Here is a 12,512-nt window from a genome sequence, read left to right as displayed (position 1 = left end):
TTGGCTTTGAACAGTTTATCGTAGATAGGAGAAGAATTCAGAAGTGTCTTGATACAGTCATGTTAAAATGTATGTCTTCTTATTTTGTTGTTTTGAGCTTATTCCTTGGCCGATTTAAATCCCGCAAGTATTCCATTGTCTTTATATATTCACATGCCGTGGTGCGTGCGTAAATGTCCGTATTGTGACTTTAACTCACATGCCGTACCCGATGGAAAGTTATCTTTAGATTTAGAGCAGCAATATTTACAAGCGTTGGTTGAAGACTTTAAAACACAGATTAATTTTGCCCAAGGTCGCCACATTCATAGCGTATTTATTGGTGGTGGAACGCCGTCTCTAATTTCTGCTAAAGGTTATCAATGGTTATTTAGCCAGCTCAAAAGCCTCATTCCTTTTGAAGAGGGTTGTGAAATTACTTTAGAGGCCAACCCTGGTACGGTAGAACACGATCCTTTTGCAGGTTATTTGGATGCAGGGATTAATCGTCTATCTATTGGGGTGCAAAGTTTTAATACCGATCATCTTAAAAAGCTAGGTCGTATTCATAGCAATGATGATGCCGTTAATGCCATTCACTTGGCCAAGGAAGCAGGTTTTACACGCGTTAATGTAGACTTGATGCATGGTTTGCCTGAACAGACCTTAGAGCAAGCTTTGTATGATTTAAAACTGGCAGTGGAAAATGGTGCAACGCATCTTTCATGGTATCAATTGACTATTGAACCGAATACGGTGTTCTTTAGAACTCAACCTGTTTTGCCGGTTGATGATGTGTTGGAAGAGATTCAAGCACAGGGTGAAGCGTATTTGAAAGCCAATGGTTTTGTGAATTATGAAGTGTCGGCCTGGCGTAAAGAAAAGCCCTCTGCACATAATTTAAATTACTGGCAATTTGGTGATTATTTAGCGATTGGGGCAGGGGCGCACGGTAAAATCACAAAGCCGGATGGTGTCTATCGTTTTCAAAAAACGCGTTTACCGAAAGACTATTTAGCCAAAGTTCCAGCGGAACATGTGCAGTTTAAACGCATTGAAGCCGATGATATGCCATTTGAATTTATGATGAATGCACTACGTTTAAACCAAGGCGTTGACGCGAAACTGTATGTGGAACGGACAGGCTTGAAATTTGATGATTTAGATGTGCTGTTAAATTCTCTACGTTCACGTCACTTGATGGTTGAAGATAAAACTCGAATTTCATGTACCGAGAAAGGGCATGTGTTTTTAAATTCGGTGTTGGAAGAGTTTCTTTGATTTTAAAATTTAATTTTATGTACAATTTATGAGTAGAAAATGGAAAGAAACTTATCTATTGATATTTTGAAAGTCATTTTAGCAATTGGTGTAGTGTTTTTACATATACACATTTTTTCTGATATATCGACACTTTTAAGTCATGTTTTCGTTCAGGGAATATTTAGGCTGGCAGTACCTGTTTTTTTAGTGATTACAGGTTATTATTTTTTTTATATCAATAGCATTCAAAAATATAAAACATGGCTCAAACGTGTTTTTATTTTGTATGTTGTTTGGATGATATTTTATTTACCCATATGGTGGACAAAAAGCTCCGCCTATAATTTTTCTGTCTTATACAATGGTTATTATGTTCTTTGGTATATTCAGGGGCTGTTGTTGGGCGGTTCTCTTTTATATTTCTGTAGAAATATAAAAACGGAAAAGCTTTTTATTGGGAGTGTTGTTTTATTTTTGTTTGGGGTTATTCTGCAGCAAATCGGTAATTTACATTTATTTCAGGGTCAAATGGATTATGAATTGAATAGATATACCGTGCATCGTAATTTTTTATCGATGAGTTTTCCTTTTCTAGCATTAGGTTTTCTGCTGAATAGATGTAAGGATACAATTAGTCATAAAATAGATATAAAGCTTTGGCATGTCATTGTTGTTATTATTTTAGTGATTGTAGAATCACTCGCGAATTATTTTTTGATCAGTAAGACGCAAAGTCTAGATCAGATGTTTTCCTTATTTATTGCTGCACCGATTATCTTTCTATACTTTTTGAATAAAAAGATACTGGGGAAAAATAAAGAATTGGCAAATTTATCGACGGCCATTTTTTTAATTCATCCTTTTTTTATTTACCATTTAAAAGGTTACTTTTTAAATCAACAGACATTATTCAGCCTAATTGTATTGGTGTGTTCAATTCTGGTCGGATTAATATTGGTACAAATGAATAAAAAAATAAAATACTTGTTATGAAAAAATTATAAAAAAGAGCGCCGTAGCGCTCTTTTTTTGCTTTAAAACTTATTAGTAATCGAAGCTAAAGTGTTCAGGTGCGAGTGAAGTCATGGTTTTTGAAGGATTGACCATTGCTTCAGCATGACCTTGGGTACGCGGCAATAAACGTTCGAAATAGAAGTCAGCGACTTTAATTTTCGCTTTATAGAATTCAGCAGATTCTTTGCCTTCACCAGTCGCCAATTTTTCTGAAGCAACAGCGGCTTGTTGTGCCCAGAAGTACGCCATCATCACATAGCCAGAGAACATCAAGAAATCGACAGAAGCTGAAGATACGACATCACGGTCTTTACGTGCTGCAAGCATAATGCGCACCGTTAATGCATTCCACTGTGCACATACTTTGGTTAAGTCCCATGCAAAACGACGCATGTATTTGTTGGTGGCATTTTGTGCACAGAATTTTAAAATTTCAGTGGTGTAGTCACGAATGACTTTACCTCTAGAGGTGAGTAACACTTTACGACCAATCAAGTCCAGTGCTTGCACGCCAGTTGTACCTTCATAAAGTGTAGCAATACGCGCATCACGTGCAATCTGCTCCATACCCCATTCTTTGATATAACCGTGACCACCGTAAATTTGCATACCGTGGTTTGCTGCTTCTAAACCAAGCTCAGTTAAAAAACCTTTTAAGATTGGGGTGTAGAAACCTAAATGATCATCTGCTGCTTCAAATGCCGCAGTATCACCACGCTCTAAAGCATCTGCCATTTTGTCAGCCAGTTGCGCTGCATAATAAATCATTGAACGACCGCCTTCAGCAATCGCTTTTTGCGTCAACAACATGCGGCGAACATCAGCATGGTGAATAATGGCATCGGCAACTTTTTCAGGATCTTTCTTGCCAGACAGGGCACGCATAGACATACGATCTTTAGCATACGGTAAAGCACCTTGGAACGACAATTCAGCATGCGCGATGCCTTGAATGGCAGTACCAATACGCGCCGTGTTCATGAATGTGAACATGGCATGTAAGCCTTTATTTGGCTCGCCAATTAAATAGCCCACAGCATTGTCAAAGTTTAAAACGGCGGTTGCAGACGCGCGGATCCCCATTTTATGTTCAATTGAACCACAGGTTACAGGGTTGCGATCGCCTACAGTACCATCGGTATTGACAAGGAACTTCGGTACAATAAATAAAGAAATCCCTTTTGTACCTGCTGGCGCATCTGGAAGACGTGCAAGGACAATATGGATAATATTGTCTGTTAAATCGTGTTCACCCGCAGAGATGAAGATTTTTGTCCCTGTAATGTTGTAGCTGCCATCTGCATTGGATTCTGCTTTGGCTTTCACTTGACCTAAGTCAGTACCACATTGTGGTTCAGTTAAACACATGGTGCCTGACCATGTACCTGCCACCAAGTTCGGCATATACAGATTTTTTTGTTCGTCAGTACCAAACTGAAGAATGGTATTCATACAGCCAACGCTCAAACCTGGATACATTTGGAATGACCAGTTTGCTGTCCCCATCATTTCTGATTTGATCAGATTTAAAGATTGAGGCAGATTTTGACCGCCAAATTCTTCTGGAAAAGACAAACCTTGCCAACCACCTTGTACGAATTGGTCATAAGCTTCTTTAAAGCCTTTCGGTGTTTTGACTTCACCATTTTCGAAATGACAGCCTTCTTCATCACCCGATTGATTTAAAGGAGACAGTACATTTTCACAAAAATCTGCTGCACCTTCAAGAATCATGTCTACAGTATCAGCATCGGCAGCTTCGCCATTAGATAACGTTTTATAGTGGGCAGAGAAGTCAAAGACTTCATTCATTAAAAAGCGAATGTCGTGTAAGGGAGCTTTATAAGCAGGCATAGTGTTAATCCTAATTTAGAAATAGTTTTGGATTATCCGAATCGATAGTTTGATTATTCACATTGTTCATCAAAATACATTGATAGAGTCGCCTTGAAAAAATGTCAGAAAGGCGAATAACAATGAAAATTAAACCGTTCATAAAATGTTTTTTTGTTAAAGTATAAACTTTGATTTTGATCAATAAATTAAATTGATCAGTGTTTAAGTATAAATAACATAAGGTATTTAAAAAGAAATCATGCAAATAAGATATTTAACGTTGTGCTTAATGGCACTGAGTTTGAGTGCTTGTTCACAACATGTCATTAAATCCAATACCAATACTGGACATAGCTTAGAGCAAAAAGCGGTGACCGGTCTAAATGCCATGTTTGAAACGTCGGGCTATGATTATCAAGGAAAATTAAATTTTCAGGCAAATTTAGCCTCTAGTACGACAAATAGTACGACAAAAAATTCAAAAGCGACTCCACAACAGCTTGCTCCTCAATTAGATCCTGTACTGCAAGGTCAAATTGAACAATATCTTAAAGTGCAAAAAGTTCGTTTAGATCATCAGGAAAAGCAGCATTTATATGCAGCATTGGCAAAAGAACAGCTTTCCAATGACGATCTATTTTCTACGAGGGAGGGCTATGCCAGTAAGTTTGATCAGTTTGCCTTGAACTTATTAAGTAATATTCAGTTTAGTTATAATGGTTCAGTGCATTATCGGCAAAAACTAGCTTCTTTGAATTTAGAGGCAAAATATGAAAAACCAACGCTACTGGTGCATGCTAAAGTCCCAATGGTGGTTGATTTTAATGAGCATAAATTTTATATCAATTATTTCTCACTCATGCCTTATTTAGTTAATAAAGACAGTCAGGCAAGCTTCGCCTATATTGATTTTTCGAAGTATAAAAATGAAATAGATCGAGTTGATTTTAAAAAACTGGCAGATTATTTAAAGCAAGTCAATGCGCTGTCTTATGTATTGGCTGAACCGAAAGGGATTCAAGCTTTGCCGTTAAGTGCAAAAGATAAAGACTTGGCGGTGATGGAGAAAATTCGTTTAAGCACCACCTTGGAACAATTACAGCTGCAAATGGCTTTATATGAACAAGTCAATCGACCTTATTTTCTTAATTCAGTGCTTGGAATAAAGGCGACGGATGCAGTTTCTGATCAAGCAGCAACAACTGCAACAGAACAGAATTCAACTAAGGTTAAAGGTAAAGTATCTGTAGCTCTTCAAACGGCTGATACAACTGAATTTCCACTGGATAAGGCAGCAGATGAAGCCGCTGCATCAAGTCAGCAGTTAAGCCAATTGATTGATACGCATTTTAGTGCTTTAGGGCAAGGTAAGTCAGCAGAGCCAGCCCAAGCCACACAATCAAGTTGTTCGACAGATGGCGGATCTGAAAATAAACGCTGTGCTGAAACAGATGTGGCAGAGGATACCGTTGTTGTAACAGAGCAACGGGAAGATGCGGTCGCAGCGGATGAAGTGCAAACCGCGGATCAAGACTCGGATGAATATTTAAATCAGCAACAGTGTCAAGAATTGATGAGCCAGCCACAGCGTGCCACGATGGGTGCTTTAACATTCTGTCAGCATGAATATGATTTAAATGCTTTTACGAGCAAACAGAAAGATGTCGATCAAACAAAACAGGTCGATGCGCTGAGCAGTTTAAGTCCTATTTTTGAACAGTATGTTTCAGATCAATTGATGGATGTAAAAGTATTTTCAGGCTTATGGGCGAAGCATCAAGCTGAAATTCAGCAAGCGCTGAAAGCTAATGCAGAGCAGATACCGCTTGTTATTGATGTCGGACTGGATGCCCAAGGTCGCGCCACACTGGTAGATTACGATATAAAAATTACCAGTAAAAAATATGGCACGGTAAATATTCAGGCCGATATGAATATTCAGAATTATGGTCAAGCCAGCAAAATTGATCGTACTCAATTACGTCAGGCCAAGTCTTTAGAGGAAGTATCTAAAGGATCGGTGATTGAAAATATGGTTCGTGGTTTGTCTAATGTAACGGGTGTAGAAGATATACAAACGGATGCAGCGATAACTGCGAAAGGTACGCTAAGTTTGAATGAGCAACTTAAGCAATTGGCTGAAAAAACGTATCAAAAAACGCATTCTTATGCGCACACTTATCAGGCACTGTGGGGGGGGCAAATGGCGTCACAAAACAGTGAATTGCTTAAGAACTATAATGCACAAAGTCTGCAAGAAATTGCGCAGGTCTATGCCTATTGGTTTGCCGATGAAAAAATTTATAACCCGACAGATCAGGCTCTGAAGCAGATTCAAACGCTACAGAAAAAACATGATTTAGAAATAGATCAGCAGTTTAATCAAGCGTTAGGGGAAGCGGTATATCAAATGGTGGTCACTGCTATTCAAAAGGATGCTGAACGTCAGGCATGGCAGCAACTGGTTAAACAATATAAACAACCAAAAGCTATTTTTGCTCAACACTATATACAGAACTTTAATCAAGATTATGAGGTTGAACAGCCGCAACAATTGAAAGCCGTTGCGGATATTTTGGCACAAGCCTATGTTGATTCAACTCAAAATCGTCTGTCTTTAAAGTCGATTGAAAAACTGACTTTAGAGCAAGAAGGGTATATTGATTTAGCCTTGTATCAGAAAACCTATACGGTGTTAAAGGAAAACTTGAACACTAAAAAATAACAGTGAAAAAGAACCTCATATGAGGTTCTTTTTTTGGCATATTTTATGAGATAGGCTTAAAGAAAATCTTTCAGCGATGGTTTAACCCCATTCCAAATGGAAAAAGATTCAATCGCTTGACCTACTAACATGCCATAACCTTCAGATGTAGGAATACCACGTGCTTTGGCTTGATCTAAAAAGCTCGATGGTTTGCCATAGGCCATTTCATAGGCATGTTTAAACTGTAATGTTTCAGGTAGAACTAAAGCTTCACCACTGAGACTGGCTGATGTGGCATTAATGACTAGATCAAATTCACCGATTAAATGATCTAATGAAACGGCAGCAAGCGTGGCTTGCGGAACAGCATCTTTTAAATCTGCGACCAATTGTTCAGCGCGCGCTAAGGTACGGTTGGCAATGACAATTTTTTTCACACCCGCTTGCACCAATGGATAAACAACGCCACGCGTTGCGCCGCCTGCACCAATGATTAAAATAGCAGTATTGTCTAAATTCCAATTTAAAGCTTGAATGGCATCGACCAAACCTTGACCATCGGTATTATCGCCGTGTAATTTCCCATCTTGCATCCACAGGGTATTCACCGCTTTGGCAATTTTGGCACGTTCAGTCAGGACATGGCATTGTGCAAATGCTTGTTCTTTAAAAGGCACAGTGACATTCATACCGATGCCACCTTGGGCAAAAAACTCTTTAATGCTGGCTTCAAAACCATCAAGGGGAGCAAGGCGTTTGCTGTAATGAAGGTCGATACCTGTTTTCTGTGCAAAAGCATGATGCAGTTCTGGTGAACGCGATTGTTCGATGGGGTGACCAATCACCGCGAATTGTTTGCTCATTTCACAAGATCCATGTGCGGAAATGGCATTCAATATACGTGATTTTTAAACAAGGCTAAAGTCAGAACCAGAGAGAAAATAAAATAGAAAAAGAAATTAAAACCGTAGAGAAAAATTTTTAAAATTAAAAGTGATGAGATAAATATTAAGGATTACAGATTTCGTGCACCATTTCTTCAAGTAACATTGCCGCAGTAAAAAATAAAGCAAAACCAGCAAATACACTAAAGCTAATCGATAAGCTGTCAGAAAAAGTATTGTCTGATGATAGGGTAATGCTTATAGAGCAAAGGATCATGATGAAAATTGACCAAAATAAAAATATTTTACGATTTAGAATTTTGTCTAACATGGTTTTCCCCTTATAGCATGGTTTTTTGTCATTTATACCTGCTTTTAAATATGTATAAATAGTCCATTGAAGAGCCAGTCTAAACGAATTTATAAACCTCACTGTATCTCGTGCTGTAAGGAAATATGTCAATAACGTGAATATGAGTGGAATAGCGCGATACATTTATAAAGTAGTAATATTGATTTAAAAGGTTTTAATTGATTTTTAATCAAGATCTAATCAAGCAAATATTAAATTTAAAAACCCCTCTGTTCACTATGGAACAAAGGGGTTAAGTTTTCTAGATATTTAATTATTTAAGTTCGGTTAGCCAATCATGTGGTTTTAAATAGTAATCGGTTAAGCGTTTTTCAGCTGAATCCTCATCCCATTCGGGGCGATATGACCAAGCGGCAAGCGGTGGCATACTGACCAAAATCGATTCAATCCGCCCACCTGTTTGTAAACCAAACAAAGTACCACGGTCATAAACTAAATTATATTCCACATAACGACCACGACGGTAGAGCTGAAACTCACGTTGCGCTTGACTATAAGGTTGATTTTGATGACGTTGGAAAATCGGCAAAATTGCTTCTAGGTAACCATTACCCACAGCTTGAATATATTGAAAGCAGGTTTCAAAATCCCATTGATTTAAATCATCAAAGAATAATCCGCCGACACCACGCTGTTCATCACGATGTTTTAAATAGAAGTAGTCATCACACCATTTTTTATGTTCAGCATAAATATGGTCACCAAACGGGGCACACAGGTCATGGGCTTTTTGATGCCAAGCCAAGACATCTTCATCATCTGGATAAAAGGGGGTTAAGTCAAAACCACCACCAAACCACCAAATTGGATCTTGCCCTTCAGGCTCTGCCACGAACAAACGTACATTGGCATGTGAGGTTGGAACATTTGGATTCTTTGGGTGAATAACTAAAGAAACCCCTAAAGCTTGTGCTTGCGCCCCAGCAATTTGTGGATGACGTTCAGTTGCAGAAGCAGGGAGTTTTGAAATATTGATGTGTGAAAACATCACACCACCTTTTTCAATCACCGTACCATTTTGTAAAACGCGTGAACGACCGCCACCACCTTCAGGGCGCTCCCAATCATCAATCTCAAATTGAGCGGTGCCACCACTCTGTAATTCTCGTTGTTCTAGGGCTGCACAAATACGGGCTTGTAAATCGAGGAGAAATTCGCGAACGCGTTGAATATCAGCTGACGTTGGGTTCGGCATAGATGACCTCTATAGCATGATTTTAAGGACTGCTTACATCAAAGCATAAAGTCATAAAAAAAGTAAGGGATTTTTTAACATCGTGTAAAAAATCCCTGAATCTAGGGTCTGTGGACATTTCAGCCATGCATTGCGTTATTCACTAAAACAACTCAAACAAAGCATGAAATGCAGACAATGGTGATCCCCTTGTCAAGTTTCATAACGAAGTTTGGGGAAGTTTTAGTGATAACCCTATGGGACAGGGACATTTTTTCCGCTACTGCGTTATGTTTTACTCATTTAGAATGACTAAATTTCGCAAAACATGCCTTGTAGCATCTAAACATCTTGCGCCGTGTACGGCTCATGTCGCAAGCATCTGTGAAATGTCAACAGACCCTAATGATTTATAATATTTTTTAAAATGAATTAGAAGTCATCTTTATCATACATGTGTGACATGCGTTCATGTTTAGTTTTTAAATAATCCGCATTAAACGGATTTAAACCGACGGTAAGGGGAACACGTTCTACAACATTAATACCGAGTTCTTTTAAGGCTTTAATTTTTGTAGGGTTATTGGTAATTAATCGGACTTGTTGGATTTTTAAATGCTCAAGCATGATATTGCACATGTCGTAACGGCGTGCATCAGCAGGTAAATTTAACATTAAGTTGGCATCAACGGTATCATGACCTTGATCTTGCAGAGCATAAGCACGAATTTTATTGGTCAATCCAATACCACGCCCTTCTTGGCGTAGGTATAGAATCACGCCTTGACCGACTTCATTAATTAATTTCTGTGTGGCTTGTAATTGTGGACCACAATCACATTTGAGCGAGGCAAAAGCATCACCTGTTAAACATTCAGAGTGAACCCGAACCAATACGGGATCTGTAGGTGCTGTATCAAGACCTTTAGAAAGTGCGACATGTTCTTCACCAGTTTCTGGATCTTGAAACACAGTGATTTTAAATTCACCAAAAGCAGTGGGTAATCTTGAGGTTGCGACAAACTCTATAGGCACTGTTTAACCCGTCAAATAGTTCATTAATACGTTAAAGTATAGCCTACTGGTTGAGTATTGGTAGAATTGCTATGCTGAAATATGCAGAAGATTTTCTTTTTTGTATAAAGCGAACGATAATGGTTGATAAATAGTAAGATTATTCAGGATAATCTGATTTTATGAGTAAACACCCAGTTGAGAGAACTCCTCAAAACTGCATCGCTAGAAATGTGGCTGATTTAAAGGTGATACAATTCGATAATATGATCGAATAACCCATTTACCTAGCTTAGGATTTGCCAGGCTTTAGAAGGCTTTGCCATATATGTTGTATACAGAAATACCCACTCATCGCCCTGTAACACCGTTGCTGGATACCATTGATCATCCGCAACAATTACGTTTGCTCGAGCGCGACCAATTAGAAAAAGTGGCGGATGAGTTACGTCAGTACATTTTGTATGCAGCAGGTCAAAGTGGTGGACATTTTGGTGCTAACCTAGGTGTGATTGAGCTGACAGTTGCTTTACATTATTGTTTTAATACACCCAATGATCGTTTGGTTTGGGATGTGGGTCATCAAGCCTATCCGCATAAAGCCTTAACGGGTCGCCGTGAACAACTCACGACGATTCGTGCCAAAGATGGTTTGGCTGCCTTTCCTGCACGCGAAGAATCCGTGTTTGATACGTTTGGGGTTGGACATTCGTCTACCGCTATTTCTGCGGGTTTGGGCATGGCACTGGCACGTCGTTATCAAAATGATCCGTGTGAAGTGGTTTCAATTATTGGTGATGGTGCCATGACTGCGGGTATGGCTTTTGAAGCCATGAACGATGCAGTAGCCCATAATGCTGACTTGATTGTGGTACTAAATGATAATGATATGTCAATTTCATGTAGCACTGGTGGCTTTGCTAAGCACTTAGCTGCAATTTGGGAAAGTGGGCAATCTGTTAATATTTCAGAAATGGGCGAGGCTTATTTACAACCGCATCCTGAATGGAATTACAATTCACGCTTACACAGTTCAGCCACTGATGCGGCAGACAACCTATTTAAAGCCATTGGTTTTGATTATTTCGGTCCATTCGATGGACATGATGTCACACAGTTGGTTCAAGTCTTCAATGCATTAAAAAAACGTAAAGGTCCACGTTTAATTCATGTCTATACCAAAAAGGGTAAAGGTTTTATTCCTGCCGAATCAGACCAAATCAAGTATCATGCCATTAACAAAGTAAATTCAGTTGCTGCTGTAAATACTGCGCCTAAATATTCTGATGTATTTGGGCAGTGGTTGTGTGATGAAGCTACACAAGATGAGCGCTTACTTGCGATTACGCCTGCCATGTGTGAAGGTTCGGGTATGGTGCAGTTTGCCAAGCAATTTCCGACACGTTTCTTTGATGTCGCCATTGCCGAACAACATGCAGTGACTTTAGCGGCGGGTATGGCTTGTGAAGGGTTGAAGCCTGTTGTTGCGATTTATTCGACCTTTTTACAACGTGGTTATGATCAGTTGGTTCATGATGTCGCTTTACAAAATTTAGATGTAACCTTTGGTATTGATCGCGCTGGATTGGTTGGTGAAGATGGTCCAACACATGCGGGTGCTTATGATTATGCATTTATGCGTACCGTACCGAATATTGTGATCATGGCACCCAAAGACGAAAATGAATGCCGCCAAATGTTGCATACGGCTTACTTATATCCTGGCCCTGCTGCTGTGCGCTATCCGCGTGGTAATGGTATTGGTGTGGACATTCAACAACAATTAACCGCTTTAGAGATTGGTAAAGCGGAAATTGTGGCAAGTTTTAATGAACAATACGATGAACACATCAGTATTCTGGCTTTTGGTAGCCGAGTAACGGTTGCGATAGAAGCAGCACAAGCTTTGGCACAAACCCATGATGTCGGTGTGCGTGTCGTAAATATGCGTTTTGTCAAACCACTCGATGAACACATGGTTACAGCGCTTGCATCAACCACCAGTTTATTTGTGACGGTGGAAGAGCATGCTGTTATGGCAGGTGCGGGCAGTGCAGTGAATGAATACTTAGTTCAAGCACAAATTGTTAAACCGACTCTAAATTTAGGTTTGCCTGATACTTTTATGCACCAAGCCTCACATGCACAAATGTTGCAACAAGCAGGATTAGATGCCAAAGGCATTGAAAAATCGATTGAATTGGTGTGGCTGAAACTGATGCAAACCGTTTCATCTTGATTTATTAAATTTTAGAAACATTTTTCCCC

Annotated in this window: 9 protein-coding genes; 4 read left to right on the top strand and 5 right to left on the bottom strand. The window is 39.2% G+C overall.

The window, feature by feature from the left end; all coding sequences use genetic code 11:
• Positions 1–105 precede the first annotated feature (105 nt).
• Both hemW and B9T25_RS12135 read left to right on the top strand, forming a co-directional pair.
• A complete protein-coding gene (gene hemW, locus B9T25_RS12140; RefSeq protein ID WP_086188676.1) occupies positions 106–1,260 on the top strand; it encodes a radical SAM family heme chaperone HemW in 1,155 nt (384 codons plus the stop codon).
• Between the two features lie 39 nt (positions 1,261–1,299).
• Positions 1,300–2,235, top strand: coding sequence for an acyltransferase family protein (locus B9T25_RS12135; RefSeq protein ID WP_086188675.1), 936 nt, complete (start codon positions 1,300–1,302; stop codon positions 2,233–2,235).
• A gap of 51 nt (positions 2,236–2,286) precedes the next feature.
• Here the strand turns inward: B9T25_RS12135 and B9T25_RS12130 are convergent, their stop codons facing one another.
• Positions 2,287–4,110 (bottom strand): acyl-CoA dehydrogenase C-terminal domain-containing protein, encoded by a 1,824-nt coding sequence (locus B9T25_RS12130; protein WP_086188674.1) that lies wholly within the window; start codon positions 4,108–4,110, stop codon positions 2,287–2,289.
• A 271-nt stretch (positions 4,111–4,381) separates the two neighbouring features.
• On the opposite strand from B9T25_RS12130, the gene B9T25_RS12125 reads away from it, so the two are divergent.
• Positions 4,382–6,817 carry a hypothetical protein gene (locus B9T25_RS12125; RefSeq protein ID WP_086188673.1) on the top strand — a complete coding sequence of 812 codons (2,436 nt, stop codon included), beginning with the start codon at positions 4,382–4,384 and terminating at the stop codon, positions 6,815–6,817.
• 56 nt (positions 6,818–6,873) lie between these two features.
• On the opposite strand, the gene aroE is transcribed toward B9T25_RS12125, so the two are convergent.
• The 4 genes from aroE to ribA all read right to left on the bottom strand — a co-directional run bounded on the left by aroE (position 6,874) and on the right by ribA (position 10,265).
• The gene (aroE, locus tag B9T25_RS12120) at positions 6,874–7,662 is read right to left on the bottom strand and encodes a shikimate dehydrogenase (protein ID WP_086188672.1); all 789 of its coding nucleotides are present in this window, start codon (positions 7,660–7,662) and stop codon (positions 6,874–6,876) included.
• A 145-nt stretch (positions 7,663–7,807) separates the two neighbouring features.
• Positions 7,808–8,014 carry a hypothetical protein gene (locus B9T25_RS12115; protein ID WP_086188671.1) on the bottom strand — a complete coding sequence of 69 codons (207 nt, stop codon included), beginning with the start codon at positions 8,012–8,014 and terminating at the stop codon, positions 7,808–7,810.
• 295 nt (positions 8,015–8,309) lie between these two features.
• On the bottom strand, positions 8,310–9,251 hold the full coding sequence (gene hemF / locus B9T25_RS12110; RefSeq protein WP_086188670.1) for an oxygen-dependent coproporphyrinogen oxidase: 942 nt from the start codon (positions 9,249–9,251) through the stop codon (positions 8,310–8,312).
• Between the two features lie 411 nt (positions 9,252–9,662).
• Positions 9,663–10,265 carry a GTP cyclohydrolase II gene (gene ribA, locus B9T25_RS12105; protein ID WP_086188669.1) on the bottom strand — a complete coding sequence of 201 codons (603 nt, stop codon included), beginning with the start codon at positions 10,263–10,265 and terminating at the stop codon, positions 9,663–9,665.
• 307 nt (positions 10,266–10,572) lie between these two features.
• On the opposite strand from ribA, the gene dxs reads away from it, so the two are divergent.
• On the top strand, positions 10,573–12,483 hold the full coding sequence (dxs, locus tag B9T25_RS12100) for a 1-deoxy-D-xylulose-5-phosphate synthase (RefSeq protein ID WP_086188668.1): 1,911 nt from the start codon (positions 10,573–10,575) through the stop codon (positions 12,481–12,483).
• Positions 12,484–12,512: the final 29 nt, after the last annotated feature.

Source organism: Acinetobacter sp. ANC 4470, assembly GCF_002135335.1.
Taxonomy (GTDB): domain Bacteria; phylum Pseudomonadota; class Gammaproteobacteria; order Pseudomonadales; family Moraxellaceae; genus Acinetobacter.
The sequence above is the reverse complement of the archived record's forward strand: the minus strand, read 5'-3'. Positions and strand labels throughout refer to the sequence as shown.

Coding starts and splice junctions, on each gene's coding strand:
- hemF (WP_086188670.1), bottom strand. CDS start 9,251: ATGCCGAACCCAACGTCAGCTGATATTCAACGCGTTCGCGAATTTCTC.
- B9T25_RS12125 (WP_086188673.1), top strand. CDS start 4,382: ATGGCACTGAGTTTGAGTGCTTGTTCACAACATGTCATTAAATCCAAT.
- B9T25_RS12130 (WP_086188674.1), bottom strand. CDS start 4,110: ATGCCTGCTTATAAAGCTCCCTTACACGACATTCGCTTTTTAATGAAT.
- aroE (WP_086188672.1), bottom strand. CDS start 7,662: ATGAGCAAACAATTCGCGGTGATTGGTCACCCCATCGAACAATCGCGT.
- dxs (WP_086188668.1), top strand. CDS start 10,573: ATGTTGTATACAGAAATACCCACTCATCGCCCTGTAACACCGTTGCTG.
- B9T25_RS12115 (WP_086188671.1), bottom strand. CDS start 8,014: ATGTTAGACAAAATTCTAAATCGTAAAATATTTTTATTTTGGTCAATT.
- B9T25_RS12135 (WP_086188675.1), top strand. CDS start 1,300: ATGGAAAGAAACTTATCTATTGATATTTTGAAAGTCATTTTAGCAATT.